Source organism: Bradyrhizobium sp. CCBAU 11430, assembly GCF_028128855.1.
GTDB classification, from domain to species: Bacteria; Pseudomonadota; Alphaproteobacteria; order Rhizobiales; family Xanthobacteraceae; genus Bradyrhizobium; species Bradyrhizobium ottawaense.
The window spans coordinates 551,648-570,066 of the sequence record NZ_LBJV01000007.1; the positions used below are offsets into that span (position 1 = coordinate 551,648).

Consider the following 18,419-nt stretch of genomic DNA (forward strand, 5'->3'; position numbering starts at 1 on the left):
TCGAAGCACCGCGGCGAGGGATGCCAATGACGATCGATGAATATGCGGCCTGGGCCGCGAGCGTTGCGAAAGTCGATGAACATCCGTCCAACGAGCGGCTGTCCTATCTCGGTCTCGGCCTCGCGGGCGAGGCCGGCGAGGTGGCCGAGCACATCAAGAAGCTGTTGCGCGATGACTGGCTCGACAAGGCTGGCCTCGTCGATGAGCTCGGCGACGTCATCTATTACTGGGCCTGCCTCTGCGCGACGACCGGCCAGAAGCCGTCCGAGCTGCTCGAAAGGAGCGCGGCAAAGATCAAGCGGCGGCTGAGCGAGGCGGCGAGCCGGTAGGGCAAGAGATGTAGGCTGGACACCGACAGCCTCCACAGCGTCATGGCCGGGCTCGTCCCGGCCATGCCATGCAGCACGATGGACGTGGATGCCCGGGACAGGCCCGGGCATGACGACCTGTTGTGAATGAGCTGCTCTACGTCGACGTCAGAATATCCACCTTGGCGTTGGCGACAATCAGGCGGTCGGCGAGGAGCTGGGCGAGGTTGCGCATGATGCGCTCGCTGGCGTGAGGGTGCCGCTGGCGGAAGCGTTCGAATTCCTGCAGCGGAGCCTCATAGGCGGTCGCTGCCATGTCGGCGAAGACGTCGGCCGAGCGCGTGGATTCCAGCAGCGCCATCTCGCCGAACGCCATGCCCGCGGTCAGCGTCGCGAGCCGCACGCCGTCAGGCAGCGTGACGTGCACGGCGCCGCTGCGCAGGAAAAACAGGGAATCGGCGGGATCGCCCGTGGTGAGAATCTTCGCGCCGGACTGATAGGTGCGGATGGTGCAGATCGAGGTGAGGTCAGTCAGCTCGTCCTCGCCGAGGCCCTCGAGCAGCGGTTGCTCGGCAAGCTCAGTGGTCTCGTGGAAGTCGATCGAGCCGCCGTAGCGGTAGACGATCTGGTCTTCGGCCCATTCGATCGCGGTGTCGAGCAGGTAGAAGTCGCGGACGTTCTTCAGCTCGGCCGTCCATTCCCGCAACGTGTCCCATTCCTTGGATGCGCGCCTGACGCCCGACAGCACCACCGTGACATTCAGCGCGGCGAGCTCCTCGAACGCTTCGGCGACGAGCCGCGCCCCGGCGCGCGTGGTGGAGGTGACGCGGTGCAGATCGAAGATCACGAATTGCGGACGGGGCCGCCCCGCAAGCCGCCGGGAGACGTAGTCGACCGCGGACAGTGACAGCGTGCCGACCAGCTCGATGATCCGCACCTCCTGCTCATGGGCGGCGAGAATCTCGCGCTCCTGCGGCCGGCGCACGCGGCGCGACGGGCTCTTGCCGATATCGTAGTCGGCGATGACGGCGTTGCGCGCATCGTCGCTGCGGTTGAGCATGTGCAGATCGTAATGTGAGGACAGCGCCTCACAGACCTTGATGCCGCGCACGCTGTTGCCATGCTTGTCGAGCCTTGGCGAATAGCTGCCGAGCCCGAGCCGGGCGGGGAGGGCGGCAAGGATGCCGCCGCCGACGCCGCTCTTGGCGGGAATGCCGATCCGGTAGATCCATTCGCCGGCATAGTCGTACATGCCCGAGGACGTCATCACCGACAGCGTGCGGGAGATCGCGTAAGGCGTCAGCACTTGCTCGCCCGTGACCGGATTGACGCCGCGATTGGCGAGGGTCGCCGCCATCACCGCGATGTCGCGCGCGGTGACCAGCACCGCGCATTGCCGGAAATAGACGTCGAGCACGCCTGCGACATTGTCCGAGATCACCGCGTTGGTCTTCAAGAGATAACCGATCGCGCGGTTGCGGTCACCGGTCTGGCTCTCCGAGCCGTAGACAGCTTCGTCCACCGCGAGATCGCGACCGGCGAAGCGGCTCAGCGCCAGGCGTATCTGCTCGAAGGCATCTGCGCCCTTGCTGTCGTAGATCAGCCCGGTGCAGGCGATCGCGCCGGCATTGACCATCGGATTGAACGGGTGGTTCTCGGAATTGAGCCGGATCGAGTTGAAAGGATCGCCCGACGGTTCGACGCCGATCGCGCTCTCGACCCTGCCGGCGCCGAGCAGGTCGAGCGCCAGCGCGAACACGAACGGTTTTGACATCGATTGGATGGTGAAGGGCACCCTGGAGTCGCCGACCTCATAGACATGGCCGTCGAGCGTGGCGAGGCTGATGCCAAAATAGGCAGGATCAGCCTTGCTCAGCTCGGGAATGTAGTCGGCGACCGCGCCTGAGGTCTCGGCCGAGAATTCGTTGAGGCAATTGTCCAGAAACCGCAGCAAGGGCGGCTTCGAGCGGCTCCAGGCGGAGGCGAGGGGCGAAAGCGGTTTCATCGCCTCTCTTTGTGCAACGCAATCAGGGTATGCGCAACCCGTTCGGTACCACGGCCTGCCGCCGGACCAGCAGCAGGGCGAGCAGAACCGTGGGTGCAAGGATGGCAAGGCCCAGCAGCGTCACCTGCAACTGCGACAGCGGCATGATCCCGCCGCCTGGTGTCGCCACCACGAAGCCGCCGATCACCAGCAGAACGCGGATCGGCCATTCCAGCCCGCCGGCGCTGCGTAAGTCCCCGACGAAGGGCTGATAGCCCTGGATGCCGCCGCAGATGAACAGCGTGCCGAACGCAGCAAGTCCCATCAGGCCGAGACCGGCGAGATACGGGCTCGGCCCTTGCAGCACCAGCGCCGGATTAAGCACGAAGAAGAACGGGATGAAATAGATGATGCTGCCGACCCACATCGATTCCCAGCCCGTCTTCATCGCCGGCGAGCCGGCAATGCCTGCGGCCGCGAAGGAGGCGATCGCGACCGGCGGGGTGATCGAGGAAAGCATGCCCCAATAGAAGATGAACATGTGCACGGCCATCTTGTTCAGCCCGAGCTTCTCCAGTGCGGGCGCGACCAGGATGGCAAGGAAGATGTAGCAGGCCGTCGTCGTCAGCCCGAGGCCGAGGATCAGGCTGGTGACCGCGCACATGCCGAGCAGCAGGAAGGGATTGTCGCCGGCAATATGCAAGAGATCGTTAGCAAGGCTCGACACCACTCCGGTCATCGAGAACGCGCCGATCAGGAGACCGCAGCCGGCGAGGATGCCGACGAGCTCGACGAAGGTGCGGCCGTTGACCTCGAGGAATTTTCCGATCGTCGCAAGGGTCCAGCGGGTGTCCTTGGAGAAGAATTGGTTGAGCACCAGCAGCAGCGCGGTCGCGTAGAACGGCGCATGGCTTTCGCGCTTGAAGTAGAGCAGCATCACGATCAGCAGGGCGATGACGAAGACGTAGTACCAGCCGTCCTTGATCGTATCCATGATCCGCGGCAGCTCGGCGCGCGGAATCCCCTTCAGCCCGTGGCGCGCGGCGTAGGTATCGACCTGCATGAACAGGCCGACATAATAGAGCGCGGCCGGGATGATCGCGGCGACCGCGACCTCGGCGTAGCTGATATTGAGGAACTGCGCGATCACGAAGGCGGTCGCGCCCATCACCGGCGGCGCCAGCACCGCGCCGGTCGAGGCGCAGGCCTCGATCGCGCCGGCATAGGAGGCGCGAAAGCCGCTCTTCTTCATCACGGGGATGGTCATGGTGCCGGCGGTCAGCACGTTGGAGATGATCGAGCCCGACATCATGCCGAGCAGGCCGCTCGCGAAGATGCAGACCTTGGCCGCGCCGCCGCGGAACGTCCCGCACATCGCGAAAGAGAGGTTGATGAAGAATTTGCCGGCGCCCGTCATCATCAGCGCAGTGCCGAATACGAGGAAGCCGATCACGGTATCGGCGAAGGCCTGGATCGGAATGCCGAGCAGGCTCTCGCCCGACAGCACGTGATAGGCGGTCGCCTGCTCCAACGTCGATTGCGTGCCGCGGAAAGGGCCGAGCCAGCTGGATTCGGCGAACAGCGGATAGACGGTGAAGGGGAGCACGCTCAACAGCAGGCTCCAGCCGCCGGTGCGGCGCAGCGCCTCCATCAGCATCACCCACATCACGAGCCCCGCGGCGATCACGTTGTTCGGCGCGCCGCCGAATTCCCAACCGGCCTCCGCCGCCTTGCGCACGTTCGACATCAGCAGCAGCGCTGCGGCGAAAGTCGCGGCGAACAAGACGAGGTCGTACCAGGGAATCCGGTCGAGCGGGGCGCGCTCGGAGCCCGGAAAGATCAGGAAGGTGAAGGGCAGCATCAACGCGATCAGGAGATAGAAATACTCCGTGTTGAGCTGGGTGTAGCCGATGAAGAAGCGCAACGAGAATTGCTGGTTGATGCAGAGCAGGATCGTGGCCGCGGTCGCCGCGACCAGCGTCCAGCGCCAGGCGCCGCGCAAGGTGCGCACGCGCGTGACTTCGGCCTCCTGCATGTTGCCGGCCGCGCCTTGTGGATCGTCGAATACGACCCGCTTGGCCTCGTCTTGCGGGGCAGTGGAGGTGGAAACGGAAGACATCAATCGACCCCTCGCGTGGGCTGGTAACTAATTAGGCGAATGGCCGTTGGTTGACTCGAATGCGGCCGCGAGCTCGCTCAACCTCTCCCGCAAGCGGGAGAGGCGGCGCACCTGACGCGAAGCAACGGTCAAGCTCAATGTCGGCACACTCTAATCCTCGAACCCGTTCGGCATGTCGGCTTTCGCAAGCGCCGTCGCGCGCGCCTTCATCCAGCCGTCGAGAAACGCCTTGTCGTCGGACGGCGGGTTGGACTTGCCGTAATCGGCCCACGCGGCTGCCAGCACCTCCTGCCGCTTGATCAGCTTGTTGTTGTGCGCCTCCTGCGCATCGCTCCATTGCCCGGCTTCCTTCAGCGCCTTCACCGAGCCGGGATGCACCGGCACCACCCAGTTCTTGGTCTGGCGGTCGGCGGCGAGGCCGCCGGCGCCGGGCGCGGAGTCCTTGTAGGCATCGTAGTTGACGATCATCGCCTTGGTGATCGCATAGACCTGGTCGGCCGGCTGCGAGGCATAGGCGACGAAGATCGGGTAGGGGTAGTTGCCGAGCTCGACCGGCTTGTCCGGCGAGATGCCGGCCCCGCAGGTCGCGACTTGCGGGAAGAAGAACGAGCCGACCTTCTGCATCCGCGCCCAGCCTTCCTTGTCCTTGGCGGGCAGCGGCGGCCAGATCAGGCCACGCGGCGAGGTCTCGGCTTCCTTGGCGGGGCCGGTGATGGTGGTGCCGAAAGCGGCATCGACGTCGTTGTTGATCAGGCCTTTCCACATCGCGCCGTAGCTTGCGAATTCGACGGCCTTGACGTCCTTCTGCGTCAGCCCGGCGAAGGCGAGCACTGCGAGCGAGTTCTGGTTCAGCGCGGGTGAGCCGACCACGAAGCCGACACGCTTGCCCTTGAGGTCCTTCAGCTCCTTCACACCGGTGTCGGCGGCGACGCCAAGCGATCCGCAATTGCAGTCGACGGTCGAGAGCAGGATCTGAAGCGGCTGCGGACCCCATTCCTTCGCGCCGAACTCGAACATGCCTTCCTGCGCGAAGTAGGTGCCGGATCCCATCGCCGAGGATACGGCGCGCTTGGCGCGCAGCGGCGCGAGGCGGGCGACGTCGTTCCCTGCGGGCAGCACGCGCACATCGGTGCCGTATTTGTCCTTCATCATCTTGCCGACGCCGACGGCGATGTTGAAGCCGGCCGTTCCGGTGTCATAGGCGGTGAACGTCAACGTCGCCGGCAGCTTGATGTCTTCGGCGAACGAATAGCGTGTAGACGCAAAAGAGATGCCCGCCACCAAGGCAGGCGCGAGCATGAGCAGCCCACGAAGCATGTTTCCCTCCAATGATCGTCGCGTTTGCCGCGAAGAATTTCGTTCTTTGTTTGAAACAGAGTTTTGTTTGCGACGGATCATGTCACCCGCATCAGGCGATGGCAACGCCGTACCGGGAATGCGCCGCATCGGACTGACACATTGTCGCGGAGGATGCGGCCTCGCGGCGAATACGGAGTGCTCGGCCCATGGTTTGAGACGCGCCGTAAGCGGCGCTCCTCACCATGAGGTCTACGAATCTGCGGCGAAAACAGACCTTATCCCGAGCAGCCCGCCGTAGCGGGCGTCTCGAAGGATGGCCACGAAGAGAACGCACTTCAGCTCGCGACAATCGCGACCGCCTGTCCCTCGGCAACGACGTCGTCGAGTTTCACCAGAAGCGATGTGATGGTGCCGTTCGCGGGCGAGGATACCGGTATCTCCATCTTCATGGCTTCGACGATTACAACGTCATCGCCATCCGCAACGGTTCCTCCAACTTGCACGGGAGTTGCGCAGACGCGCCCGGCGACCTCCGTGACGATCTTAATTTCTGGCATGCCATCGCCTTTTTGTTGTCGTCGCAAAATGCCTGAGGTAGCGTCGTCTGCAAGTGGAATTTAATTCCGCACAGCGGAACAAACGGTAGGGAACATGGGACGACGATCCGAGCGGTTGAGTAGGCAAGGTGTGCTCGCTGGCGATGCCGGTGAGGGTGATGTCATCCAGGTGGTCTCGCGCGCGTTCGACGTGTTGCGATGCTTCGAGGGCCACGAGGCAAGGCTCGGCAATCTCGAGATTTCAAATCGCTGCGGCCTGCCGCGCTCGACGGTGTCGCGGCTCACGCACACGCTGACGCGGATGGGCCAGCTGGTCTACCTGCCGCGCGATCAGAAATATCGCATCGGCCCGAGCGCGGTGGCGATGAGTGCCTCGATGATGAAGGGCGCGCAGCTGCGCAGCATGATCCGGCAACGGCTTCAGGAAGTCGCCGAGCAGCTGCCGGGCACAGTCGGCCTCGTCGTGCCCGATCGCTTCCATCTGGTCTATCTGCAGTTCGCGCGCTCGCCGACCGCCCTCGGCCTGCACGAGGGCACCGGCAGCCGCATCTCGATGGCCTCGACCGCCGCGGGCGCGGCCTACACCGCGGCGCTGGCGCCGGAGATCGGCGATGCCTTCATCGCGGACGTGGAACGGGAAGCGCCCGAGGCTGCGAAGATCCTGAAACCCCGCATTGAAGCCAATCGGCAGATGTTGCGTGAGCGCGGATATGTCGTGGCCTGTGGCCTCTGGAGCCCGCACATCAACGGGCTCGCGGTGCCGATCTGGTCGCCGCAGTACCAGACCTACGTCGTCATCACGATCGGCCTTCTGTCCACGATGTATGACGAGCAGCGGCTGCATGCTGAAGTCGCACCCCTGATGCTCGAGCTCGGCCGTTCGCTCGGCAGCCTGATGGAGGGCGCGGAAGGCGACGCCTTCAACAACCGCATCCCGCGTAAACCGGTCGCAATGGCCGTGCACAACAATAACAAGCCGATCAATTCGGAGGGAGTGAATGAACTGGAAGCCGGAACTCGACGAGCTCGCCCGGCGCGAAGCCTTCGCGCGGGAGATGGGCGGCGTTGACAAGGTCAAGCGACAGCATGACCAGGGCCGGCTGACTGTTCGGGAGCGTATCGACAAGCTGATCGATCGCGGCAGCTTCCACGAGATCGGTGCCGTCTCCGGCATCGGTGAGTACGATAGCAGCGGCGAGCTGCAGAAATTGACGCCGGCGAACTGCGTGTTCGGCCGTGCGCGCGTCGACGGCCGCACCGTGGTTGTGGTCGGCGACGACTTTACGGTACGGGGCGGCTCGGCGGATGCGTCCATTTCCGCAAAGCCGCTGATGGCGGAGGAGATGGCGCATGATTTCCGCCTGCCGATCGTCCGCATCATCGAGGGCTCCGGCGGCGGCGGTTCGGTCAAGACCATCGAGACCAAGGGCGCGGCGAATCTGCCTGGAGGCATCGGCGGCACGCGCTGGTATCGCTTCACGACGGAGAATTTGTCGCGCGTTCCCGTGGTCGCCCTTGGCCTTGGCTCGGTCGCAGGGCTCGGTGCCGCGCGGCTTGCCGCCAGCCACTATTCGATCATGACGAGGAAGTCCGCGATGTTCGTCGCGGGGCCGCCGGTGGTGAAGGCGCTCGGGCAGGACCTCTCGAAGGAGGAGCTCGGCGGCGCCGACATCCAGACCCGCGCCGGCGCGGTCGATCATGCCGTCGATACGGAAGAAGAGGCGTTCGCCTGCGCGCGGCGCTTCCTGTCCTATCTGCCGTCATCGGTCTATGAGCTGCCGCCGACCTTGCCCTGCACCGACAATCCCGAGCGCTCCGAAGAGGCGCTGATGAACGCGGTGCCGCGCAACCGCAAGCAGGTCTACAAGATGCGGCCCATTATCGAGTCCGTCGTGGACAAGGGCTCGTTCTTCGAGGTCGGCAAGAATTTCGGCAAGCCCATCATCGTCGGTCTCGCGCGACTCGAGGGCAGGGCGGTGCTGGTCCTCGCCAGCGATAGCTTTCATTATGGCGGCTCCTGGACGGCGGATGCCTGCCAGAAGGTGGTGCGCTGGGTCGACTTCGCCGAAACTTTTCATCTGCCGGTCGTCTATCTCATGGACTGCCCGGGCTTCATGATCGGCCTCGATGCCGAGAAGGCCGCCACCATCCGCCACGGCGTTCGCGCCATGGCTGCGGTGAACCAGACCACCGTGCCCTGGTGCACCGTGATCCTGCGCAACGCGTTTGGTGTTGCGGGTGTCGTGCACCAGCCGGCCGACCGCTTCTCGATCCGCTATGCCTGGCCGTCGGCCTATTGGGGCTCGCTGCCGCTCGAAGGCGGCATCGAGGCTGCCTACCGCGCCGACATTGATGCTGCCGAGGACAAGGCGGAGAAGCTCAAGGAGATCGAGGAGCGCCTCAACAAGCTGCGCTCGCCGTTCCGCTCGGCCGAAAAATTCTGGGTCGAGGAGATCATCGATCCCCGCAAGACAAGGTCGCTGCTGTGCGAGTTCGCGCGCCTCGCCGAGCCGCTGCGAAAAGCCGGGCCGCCGGAGAACTTTTCGATCCGGCCGTAGGCACCGTGTGCCAAGCCGTGACGCTCGTGCCCCGGACGCAGCGCAGCGCCGCCGAAGATGCGAAGCATCGTCCGGCGGTGGTGCGCTGCAGAGCCGGGGCCCATGCCACAGCGTGTCCGGAGCCTCCTGGGTCCCGGCTCTGCGCAGCAACGCTACGCGTTGCGGCGCGTCCGGGACACGAGAAGCTGCGCCGGTGCGATCCAAAGCCCTTCCACGGCAAAGCAATAACGCGTTAAGCTCCGCCAACAAGAACAACAGGAAACGCCATCGTGTATGACTTCATTATCGTGGGCGGCGGCTCGGCGGGGTCCGTGCTGGCCCACCGGCTCTCCGCGAAAAGTGCCAACAAGGTCCTGCTGTGCGAAGCCGGGCAGGACACGCCGCCCGGCAACGAGCCGGCCGAGATCAGGGACAGCTATCCGGGTACGGCCTATTTCGATCCGCGCTTCCACTGGACCGAGCTCAAGGTCACGACGCAGGTCGTCAGCCACAACAACCCGCACGTGGGCCGGCCCCCCTTGCGCAAATACGAGCAGGCGCGCGTGCTCGGCGGCGGCTCATCGATCAACGGCCAGATGGCCAACCGCGGTGCTCCCACCGATTACGACGAATGGGACGCGCGCGGCGCCGAAGGGTGGACCTGGAACGACGTGCTGCCCTTCTTCAAGAAGGTCGAGCGCGATCTCGATTTCGACGGACCGTACCATGGCAAGGATGGCCGGATCCCGGTCCGCCGCATCCCGCGCGAGCACTGGACGCGGCATTCGCAGGCCTTCGCCGATGCTTTCCAGCAGGCCGGCCACCGATTCCTGCCGGACCAGAACGGCGAGTTCGTCGACGGCTATTTCCCGGTGACGCATTCCAATCAGGCCGAGCAGCGCGTCTCGGCCGCGATGGGCTATCTCGACCGCGACACCCGCCAGCGCGCCAATCTCACGATCTCCACCAACACGCAAGTGCGCGAGCTGCTGTTCGAGGGGACGCGATGCGTCGGCGTGAAGGCCGTCGTGGACGGACGCGAGCAGGAATTCCGTGGACGCGAGATCATCCTCTCCAGCGGCGCCATCCATTCGCCGGCGCATCTGCTCCGCGCCGGCATCGGGCCGGTCGGCCATCTCAAGGATATGGGGATTCCCGTGCTGATGGGACTGCCGGGTGTCGGTCAGCGCCTGATGGATCATCCCTCGATCTCGCTGTCGTCCTTTGTCCGCCGCGGCGCGCGCATGAACGAGCACACCAGGCGCCACATGCAGCTTGGCCTGCGCTACTCGTCTGGTCTCGAAGGTGTGCCGAAGGGCGACATGTTCGTCGTCCTGCTCTCCAAGTCGGCCTGGCATGCGGTCGGCGAGCAGATCGGCTCGCTCTTGACCTTCGTCAACAAGACCTATTCCGAGACCGGACAGGTCAAGCTGGCCTCGCGCGATCCGTCGGCAGAGCCGATCGTCGAGTTCAACCTGTTGTCCGACCGGCGCGATCTCGATCGCCTGATGAGCGGCTTCCGCAAGATGGCGGCGGTGCAGATGAGCGACGTGGTCAAGGCGGTGACGGACAAGCCGTTCCCGGCCGCCTATACGGACAAGGTCCGCAAGATCGGCGTGGTCAACACCAGGAACAGGATCTTGACCAAGATCGCCGCGACCTTGATGGACGGACCGGCGGCGCTGCGTCACTACATGATCGACAATTTCGTGGTCGAGGGTTTTACCTTCGATCAGGTGATGAACGACGACGAGGCGCTGGAAGCCTTCGTGCGCAAGGCGACCATCGGCGTCTGGCACGCCTCCTGCTCATGCCGCATGGGCCGGGCCGACGATCCGATGGCGGTGGTCGACAATCAGGGCCGCGTCAAGGGCATCCAGGGCCTGCGCGTCGTCGACGCCTCGATCTTTCCGGTGGTGCCATGCGCCAACACCAACTTTCCCGTGTTGATGTCGGCGGAGAAGATCGCAGCAGCGATGATGCAGTGACTGGCGGCGTCGTGCCGATCACGGGCAGCGCAGTGACGAGGAGAGCTTGCTGCGGAATCCACGACCCATGCGAACCGGACTTGATTGCATGCGCTGCGTTGGACGCGCGGAGCGCTCATTCGTTCTCTGCGAGTTAATCATTTCGGTCGCTATTTGTAGGCTATGATGATTGCAGACAGCGTCGCGCGGACGCAGCCATTTTCAGCCGCTCTTTAGGCCCATTTCAGCCAAACTGTTATTGGTTTCTCGTTGCCTGGGGCAGGACCACTCTATTTTGGAGTCCTGCAATGTACAGGCTAGTAATTTCTGCGTACCTCTTCGTTGCCTTGAGCTCTATCACTTCGGAAGCGCGACCTTATCGCATTCATCATGCTTCTGAATGCAACGTCACCATGCCCTGCGACTTCTCGTATTCGCGGATGCAGCGCGAGCGGACTTTCAAGTCTTCAATTACTTCCAGATACTCACTGAATTCCAGGCCGTCACTGCAAGCGTACCGCTCGACGCAACTGACAGTGACCGATGCTGGGGGCGCCGCCACGCCGGCGACCGTCTCCAGTGCCTCCGGGGCTCGCGTCGTCGGTGGTCGTCCGGCAGGTTGCCCTTCGTCCTTCTGCGGCTGCGGCGCGGCTCTGCGCGTGTTCGGTCGTATCGTGCCGGAATTGAATCTTGCGGCCAATTGGCTGCGATTTCCGCGGACATCACCCGCACCGGGAATGGTTGCTGCGCGACGAGGACACGTTTTCGTTCTGGAGCAGCACCTCGGAGGCGATGTCTGGATGGCCTATGACGCCAACTCGGGCGGACACGCCACGCGAATCCACGCACGTTCATTGCGAGGGTATGCGATCGTCAATCCGCGCGGCGGTTCGGCGGCTTGAGGGCCGCGGACACCACTCTCGCAAGATCGCGGACGGGTCGCAACATCGTTGCGACCTGCCCACGCTCGACCGATCGTCGGCGCGGGGCGCAGCGTCGGTCACAGCCGCAGCACCTTGCCGGGATTCATGATGTTCTGCGGATCGAGCGCGCGCTTGATGGTTCGCATGATGTCGAGCTCGGTCTTCGAGCGGTAATGGCTGAGCTCGTCGAGCTTGTCGATGCCGATGCCGTGTTCCGCCGAGATCGAGCCGCCCATCGAGGTGACGAGATCGTTCACGGCCCGGGTGATGGCCCCCTTGTATTGGGTCAGCGTCTGCTGATCCATGCCTGATGGCCCCATGAACGAAAAATGCAGATTGCCATCGCCGATGTGCCCCAAAGGATAGGGCCTGATGGTCGGGAGAATGTCGAGCACCGCCGTGGTGCCCTTGGCGATGAACTCCGGAATCTTGGAGATGGCCACCGACACATCGAAGCTGAGCCCCGGACCTTCGGCCCGGGAGGCCTCGGCGACACTTTCGCGGATGCGCCACATGTTGCGCGCTTGACCGACCGTGTGGGCGATCACCGCATCGAGCACGCGGCCGGCCTCGAGTTGATGGCCAAGAAACTGCTCCATCTTCTCGGACATGCCCTCCGCGCCGTCCTGGCGCGCCCGCGAGGACGACCATTCCAGCAGCAGGTACCATGGCGTGTCGGCCTTGAGAGGATCCTGGGTGCCGGGAATATGGCGCAGCACCATGTCGATGGCGGCCCGGCTCATCAGCTCGCAGGAGCCGACATTGTCCTCGGACGCGCTGTGCGCTTCCGACAGGATCTCGAGGGCCGCGCGCGGATCGCGGATCGCCAGCCACGACGTAGAGACGTCCTTCGGCGCCGGCCACAGCTTGAGCACGGCTTTGGTGATGATGCCCAGCGTGCCCTCGGCGCCCATGAAGAGGTGCTTGAGGTCATAGCCGGTGTTGTCCTTCTTGAGCGCGCGCAGTCCGTCCCAGATCTCGCCGCTCGCCAGCACGACCTCGAGACCCAGCACGAGATTGCGGGCATTGCCATAGCGCAGCACCTGCACGCCGCCGGCGTTGGTCGATAGATTGCCGCCGATCATGCACGAGCCCTGGGCGCCGAGGCTGAGCGGCAGGAACCTGTCGTGCCGGCTTGCCGTCTCTTGAAGTGTCTGCAGCACGCAGCCGGCCTCGACCGTCATCGCATAGCCGACGGGATCGACGTCCAGCACGCGGTTCATGCGGCCGAGCGACAACACGATGCCGGTGTGTGCAGGCCAGGGCGTTGCCCCACCCATCAGGCCGGTGTTGCCACCCTGCGGCACGATGGCGACGCCGTGCTCATGGCAAAGCCGGACCACTTTCGAGACCTCCTCGGTGTTGCCAGGACGGACGACGGCGCCGGCACCGCCAACCAGCAGTCCCCGCCAATCCGTCACGAATGGCTGCTTGCCGTGCGCGTCCTCGATGAGGCCCTTCTCACCCACGATCGCGCGCAACGCATCGCGCATCTCGGCCGTCAAGGGAGCGGTCGGAATGGTGGGTTCGGACGACGGAAAGGCAGCCGGCATTTTCGTTTCCCCTGGCGCATCTTGGTGTGCACTGCGCACGTAACGTGCCCGGGTTATTGTCCACGTTTGGCGCGGGGAGTCTAACGGCAAGATGTCTCGAACTGCAGCCGGTGACGAATGCGGTCCGCGGGAGAGTTGAGCCTTGGGACGACGAGCGGTTGATTTTGCAAGACAGTCGGTCTAATAAATCATTATGAATAGAGCAGCCTCGGTTCCAGAGCCGCGCCGACGGGGGCGTCCTCCCAAGGACCAGTCGCAGCCGAATGCGCCGCGCGCGCGTCTGTTGCGGACGGGCGTTGCTATACTGACCGAGAAGGGATTCAGCGCCGTCGGCGTCGAGGAGATCCTGGATTCCGCGGACGTGCCGAAAGGGTCGTTCTATCATTACTTCGGCAGCAAGGAGGCTTTTGGCCTCGAGCTGATCGATGCCTATGCCGCCTATTTCGCCCGCAAGCTGGATCGATGGTTCGACGACATAGAGCGGGCTCCGCTGGATCGCCTGCGCGATTTCATCGCAGACGCGCGGTCGGGCATGGCTCGCTACGGCTATCGACGTGGCTGTCTCGTCGGCAATCTCGGGCAAGAGATGGGGGCGCTGCCGGAGCCGTTCCGAAAGCGCCTCGCCGCCGTCTTCAGGGATTGGGAGGCGCGGACCTCACGCTGCCTCCGCGCGGCGCAGCAGGCGGGCGACATCCCCGAAGGCGTCGATTGCGACAGCCTCGCGCAGTTCTTCTGGATCGGCTGGGAGGGCGCGGTGCTGCGGGCGAAGCTGGAAAGACGCCCCGACGCGCTCGACGTCTTCGCGCGAGGATTTCTCGCCATGATCCAGGCGAAGGAACGCGTGATCGTACCGATTTCCATCGACGAGTACCGAGGATAACCAGGCCATGACCCAGGCACTTGCCATCAGCCGCTTCCCTGTCCCTGATCTGGCCGACATGCCAGAGGACATCCGCGCCCGCATCGTCGCCGTCCAGGAGAAGTCCGGCTTCATCCCGAACGTCTTTCTCGTGCTGGCGCACCGGCCGGACGAGTTTCGCGCATTTTTTGCCTATCACGACGCGCTCATGGACAAGCCCGGCAACACCACCAAGGCCGAGCGGGAAATGATCGTGGTTGCGACCAGCAACCTCAATCAATGCCAGTATTGCGTCGTCGCCCATGGCGCGATCCTGCGGATCCGCGCCAAGGATCCGCTGATCGCCGACCAGGTCGCGGTCAATTACCGCAAGGCGGATATCACCGACCGGCAGAAGGCGATGCTCGATTTCGCCGTGCGCGTTTCGACCGAGGCCTACAAGGTTTCCGAATCCGATTTCGCCACGCTGAAATCGCACGGGTTCACGGAAGACGACATCTGGGACATTGCCGCGATCTCGGCCTTCTTCGGTCTCTCCAACCGGCTTGCCAACGTCACCAGCATGCGTCCGAACCCGGAGTTCTACAACATGGGACGTGGTTGACCGGGTCCGCATGTTCACAATCGGCGGCGCCACGGCTCGGATGATGCGGACGAGTCCGGACGTCGATCTTGTTCGATGGGCCTGACTGGAAATCGAGGGAGAGGTGAAGAGATGACAGACTTCGTAACGCCGCGAGAGATGGCGGAGATGATACCCTCGGGGTGCAAGCTCGGCCTGGCGCCGGACGACTACGCCGCGGCACCAGGACTGGTTCGGATGCTGATCGATCGCGGCATTCGCGATCTCCATGTGGTCTGCGCACCGATCGGCGGCATGCAGGTCGACATGCTCATCGGCGCCGGCGCCGTGGCAACGCTGGAGACGAGCGCCGTCAGTCTCGGCGAAGCCGGCGGCGCGCCCTGCTTCAGCCGGGCTGTCCGCGACGGATCCATTCGCCTCCGTGATGCCACTTGTCCCGCGGTGTTCGCAGGGTTGACGGCCGCGGAGAAGGGCGTTCCGTTCATGCCGATCCGCGGCATCATCGGCAGCGACGTCCTGGAGAAGCGCGACGACTGGAAGGTGACGTCCAATCCGTTCGACGACGGCGAGAAGATCGTCGTGGTCTCGGCGATCCAGCCCGATATCGCTTTGTTTCATGCGCCTGAAGCAGACAGGTTCGGCAATGTGCGGCTGGGCCGCCGGCGCGAAACGATGCTGCTGGCCCATGCGTCGAAGCAGGCTTTCGTGACCGTGGAGCGCATCTCCGAGACGTCGCTGCTCGAGGACGAGAAGATGGCCGCAGGCGTCCTGCCCGCGATCTATGTGAGCGCGGTGGCACAGCTGAAGAACGGCGGATGGCCCACCGGGCTTTACGCCGAATATCCCAGGGATGGACAGGAAGTCGAGAAATACGCGCGCGCGGCGCGCTCGCCGGAAGGGTTCCAGGCCTACATGCGGGGCGCGAGGAGCGCGGCATGAGCGAGGCGTGCACCAGCCGCGAGTTGATGATCTACACGATCTCGCGGTTGCTGAAGGGCGTGCGGCATGTTGCAGTCGGCCAATCCTCGCCGATGCCGGCGGCGGGAGCGATGCTCTTGCGCGCGCTCAACCAGCGTGACGGATTGGAGCAGGTGCAGGTCTCGATCCTCGGGTCGGTCAAGCACAATTCCTTCACTGGCGGTGCCGAGGAGCTGTTCGATTGCGCTGCGCAGGGGCGCCTTGACGCCTTCTTTCTCGGCGGCGGCCAGATCGACGGTCAGGGCAACGTCAATCTCGTTGGCACCGGCGACTATCCGAACAATCCGGTCAGGTGGCCCGGCTCGTTCGGCTCCGCCTATCTGTACTTCCTGGTGCCGCGGGTCATTCTGTTCCGCGAAGAGCACAGCCTGCGATCCCTGGTGGAGCGCGTGGACTTCGTCTCCGCGCCTGGAGTTACCGACGAGACGGTCTATCGGCGAGGCGGCCCTCATGCCCTGCTGACCAATGCGGCGTTGTTTTCCTTCGACCGGGAAGCGGGACGTTTCCGCCTCGAGAGCACGCATCCGGGATATGGTTGGCGCGACATTCGAGGCACGACGGGATTCTCGTACGACAACGAGAGATGCGAGGTCACGACGCCGCTGCCGGACGAGGCGACGCTTGCTTTGATCCGGGGGCGAATCCGCGAGGAATTGCGCGAGTGCTATCCGCAGTTCGCGGGCAATATGCCCGGTCCGAACTGAGGCGGGATTTCGCTCCGGCGACGTTCTCTGTGGCCATCCTTCGAGGCGCAAGCCGTTGGCGGGCCTCAGGATGAGGACGGAGTGTGCGGCAGCACTCTCAACGGGCACCGATGCCGCTTAGCCTCATCCTGGGAGACCGCAAAGCGGTCGTCTCGAAGGACGAGGCGCGCGCTCGGCTGGCGGAAAATGCCGTATGCGATTGCCCTGCGCTCCCGCGGGGCATTTGCGGCCGAGCGGGACAGCCGGGAACTTGCCGCGGCGATATCGGCTTCATTACCGGCTGATGTGTCGATCCCGGCAACGTTCAGGCAATCTCTGCAACATTTCTAAACATCTTCGACAACTTCCCGCGGCCATCAGGGCGTAGAACGCGCTCGGACTTTACAGATCAGGATTGGCAGAATGCGATTGAAGGTTTTGGCGGCGCGCATGAGCATTGGCGCGGCGTGGCTCGTGCTCGTCGGCACCGGCCCGCTGCGCGCAGAGCCGGTGTTCGACGGTCTGGCCGGCGCATGGTCGGGCATCGGCACCATGAAGCCGTCGGACGGTCCGCGCGAGAAGGTTCGCTGCAAGGTGGCGTACAACGTCACCAGGCCGGGACGGTCGTTGACACTCGACCTGCGCTGCGCAAGCGATGCGTACAAGATGGTCCTGTCCGCGAACATCGAGCAGAGCGGGACGGAGCTTTCCGGCAACTGGTTCGAGAGCGAGTACCGGCAGGGCGGCAAGGTCTACGGCACCAACAAGGACGGCCTGATCGAGGCGCGAATAGAGGGAAACACAGTGGCCGCACTGGTGACGATCCAGACCAGGAGCAACCGTCAATCCTTTCTGATGGAGGCGCCGGGCTCCTGGATGACGGAGGTCGCGATCGAATTGAACAAGGAAGGGAAGTAGCCTTTCTCCGGAGTTTTTGGGAGACGGCTGGACCCTAGAGCATGATCCGGAAAAGTGCGCAGCGGTTTTCCGAAAAGTGCATGCTCAAGCAATAAACTAAAGCGCGATGACGATTCATCCTCATCTCATCGCGCTTCAGTGGATGATCTGGTTCAGAAAACCCTTCGCTCGCTTGATGATCAACGCTTGATGATCAACGCTTGGGAAGCGACGCCATCACCTCGCCCGCGTCTCCGTCCTCAAGGCAGGGCGTGACGGTCAACGGGAGCAGGTCAGACCATTGCGCGAGCCAACGATACATGGCTTTTGGATCACTCGATTCAGAGATCGCAAATCCCTGTCCATTCATGCCATGCCAGCGGCCCAGCATCTTGACGCCCTCGGGTGGTGCGCCACCGGTCTCGAGAAAGCGGGCGACGGCTGCATTGAAGGTGCCTTGAGGTACGCTCCAGGTGGTTATGAATTTCATGCGATTCTCCCATGACCAGAATTATCGGATGAACGTCGCGGCTGCGCCGCATGCGCACGATAGCGCCTGCGTATCGAATGACAACGGCGAATGAACACGCGCGTCGGTTTGATCCCTCCTGCTTTTTGCGCAAGCGCTGGTTTGGACGTAAGACGGCTACTTGCCGTCGTTCCAGATGTCGGTGGCGAGCTTCCAGTCGTCTCCGACCTTCTCCCAGACGACGACATACTTTCCGGTCACTTCCTGCGGTGTCGATCCCTTGGTCTTCAGGACGAACGTGCCGATCTCACGGGCCGCGGAAGAACCGAGTGGCTTGACATCCACCGTTGTGAGCTTCGGATCGGTCACTTGTTCAGCCATGCTTTTCCACATGACCTCGATGGCTGGTCGGCCCTGCACCATCGCGGAGCCGGGCGGGAGCGCGGTCGCATCGGCGCTGTAGAGGGATGCAATCCCGGAAAAATCTCCCTTGTTGAACATCTCTATCCATTTCGCATTGTTCGCTTCGATCTCGGCCTTCTGAGCCAAAGCCGGCGCGCTCAACGCGATCACGATTGCAATCGCCGATGCAATGTTGCGCATGATCATCTCCAGACTCAATGTACGATGCGGACAAAGGGGCAGTCGTCTCGTCTCGAAGTGGATGCATTGAATGGCCCATCCCAGACCTGGACAGACGCAA

The 18,419-nt window shown here is 63.7% G+C and carries 17 protein-coding genes; 10 read left to right on the forward strand and 7 right to left on the reverse strand.

The annotated features are described in order from the left end of the window. Positions 1-26 precede the first annotated feature (26 nt). Positions 27-329, forward strand: coding sequence for a nucleoside triphosphate pyrophosphohydrolase family protein (locus XI04_RS07320; RefSeq protein ID WP_028145149.1), 303 nt, complete (start codon positions 27-29; stop codon positions 327-329). Positions 330-465: 136 nt separating this feature from the next. Here the strand turns inward: XI04_RS07320 and glsA are convergent, their stop codons facing one another. The 4 genes from glsA to XI04_RS07340 form a co-directional block, all read right to left on the reverse strand. Beyond that, on the reverse strand, positions 466-2,313 hold the full coding sequence (glsA, locus tag XI04_RS07325; protein ID WP_271608207.1) for a glutaminase A: 1,848 nt from the start codon (positions 2,311-2,313) through the stop codon (positions 466-468). A 22-nt stretch (positions 2,314-2,335) separates the two neighbouring features. Then, a complete protein-coding gene (locus tag XI04_RS07330; RefSeq protein WP_271608206.1) occupies positions 2,336-4,411 on the reverse strand; it encodes a TRAP transporter permease in 2,076 nt (691 codons plus the stop codon). A 150-nt stretch (positions 4,412-4,561) separates the two neighbouring features. Beyond that, entirely contained in the window at positions 4,562-5,728 is a 1,167-nt protein-coding gene (locus XI04_RS07335; protein WP_271608205.1) for a TAXI family TRAP transporter solute-binding subunit, read from the reverse strand. A gap of 317 nt (positions 5,729-6,045) precedes the next feature. Beyond that, positions 6,046-6,267, reverse strand: coding sequence for an acetyl-CoA carboxylase biotin carboxyl carrier protein subunit (locus XI04_RS07340; RefSeq protein ID WP_028145145.1), 222 nt, complete (start codon positions 6,265-6,267; stop codon positions 6,046-6,048). 94 nt (positions 6,268-6,361) lie between these two features. Here XI04_RS07340 and XI04_RS07345 point away from each other — a divergent pair, with 94 nt between their 5' ends. The 4 genes from XI04_RS07345 (at position 6,362) to XI04_RS07360 (ending at position 11,673) form a co-directional block, all read left to right on the forward strand. Continuing rightward, positions 6,362-7,336 carry an IclR family transcriptional regulator gene (locus XI04_RS07345; protein WP_028145144.1) on the forward strand — a complete coding sequence of 325 codons (975 nt, stop codon included), beginning with the start codon at positions 6,362-6,364 and terminating at the stop codon, positions 7,334-7,336. After that, positions 7,266-8,825 carry an acyl-CoA carboxylase subunit beta gene (locus XI04_RS07350; protein ID WP_028145143.1) on the forward strand — a complete coding sequence of 520 codons (1,560 nt, stop codon included), beginning with the start codon at positions 7,266-7,268 and terminating at the stop codon, positions 8,823-8,825. Before XI04_RS07345 ends, XI04_RS07350 begins: the two co-directional genes overlap by 71 nt. A gap of 269 nt (positions 8,826-9,094) precedes the next feature. Continuing rightward, complete coding sequence (locus XI04_RS07355; RefSeq protein WP_028145142.1) at positions 9,095-10,792, forward strand: GMC family oxidoreductase; 1,698 nt, start codon at positions 9,095-9,097, stop codon at positions 10,790-10,792. Positions 10,793-11,079: 287 nt separating this feature from the next. Beyond that, complete coding sequence (locus tag XI04_RS07360) at positions 11,080-11,673, forward strand: hypothetical protein (RefSeq protein ID WP_271608203.1); 594 nt, start codon at positions 11,080-11,082, stop codon at positions 11,671-11,673. 98 nt (positions 11,674-11,771) lie between these two features. On the opposite strand, the gene XI04_RS07365 is transcribed toward XI04_RS07360, so the two are convergent. Next, positions 11,772-13,247: an FAD-binding oxidoreductase gene (locus XI04_RS07365; protein WP_271608202.1), complete on the reverse strand. Its 1,476-nt coding sequence runs from the start codon at positions 13,245-13,247 to the stop codon at positions 11,772-11,774. Positions 13,248-13,440: 193 nt separating this feature from the next. Between XI04_RS07365 and acuR the strand changes: the two genes are divergently transcribed. The 5 genes from acuR (at position 13,441) to XI04_RS07390 (ending at position 17,268) form a co-directional block, all read left to right on the forward strand. Further along, positions 13,441-14,127 carry an acrylate utilization transcriptional regulator AcuR gene (gene acuR / locus XI04_RS07370; protein ID WP_440264955.1) on the forward strand — a complete coding sequence of 229 codons (687 nt, stop codon included), beginning with the start codon at positions 13,441-13,443 and terminating at the stop codon, positions 14,125-14,127. Between the two features lie 7 nt (positions 14,128-14,134). Continuing rightward, positions 14,135-14,710, forward strand: coding sequence for a peroxidase-related enzyme (locus XI04_RS07375; RefSeq protein ID WP_038946427.1), 576 nt, complete (start codon positions 14,135-14,137; stop codon positions 14,708-14,710). Between the two features lie 111 nt (positions 14,711-14,821). After that, the gene (locus XI04_RS07380; protein WP_271608200.1) at positions 14,822-15,628 is read left to right on the forward strand and encodes a CoA transferase subunit A; all 807 of its coding nucleotides are present in this window, start codon (positions 14,822-14,824) and stop codon (positions 15,626-15,628) included. After that, the gene (locus XI04_RS07385) at positions 15,625-16,371 is read left to right on the forward strand and encodes a CoA-transferase (RefSeq protein ID WP_271608199.1); all 747 of its coding nucleotides are present in this window, start codon (positions 15,625-15,627) and stop codon (positions 16,369-16,371) included. Before XI04_RS07380 ends, XI04_RS07385 begins: the two co-directional genes overlap by 4 nt. A gap of 402 nt (positions 16,372-16,773) precedes the next feature. Then, positions 16,774-17,268: a hypothetical protein gene (locus XI04_RS07390; protein WP_271608198.1), complete on the forward strand. Its 495-nt coding sequence runs from the start codon at positions 16,774-16,776 to the stop codon at positions 17,266-17,268. Positions 17,269-17,461: 193 nt separating this feature from the next. Here the strand turns inward: XI04_RS07390 and XI04_RS07395 are convergent, their stop codons facing one another. Beyond that, positions 17,462-17,737 carry a DUF3303 domain-containing protein gene (locus tag XI04_RS07395; protein ID WP_018319867.1) on the reverse strand — a complete coding sequence of 92 codons (276 nt, stop codon included), beginning with the start codon at positions 17,735-17,737 and terminating at the stop codon, positions 17,462-17,464. A 156-nt stretch (positions 17,738-17,893) separates the two neighbouring features. Next, entirely contained in the window at positions 17,894-18,319 is a 426-nt protein-coding gene (locus tag XI04_RS07400) for a YybH family protein (RefSeq protein ID WP_028145136.1), read from the reverse strand. Positions 18,320-18,419: the final 100 nt, after the last annotated feature.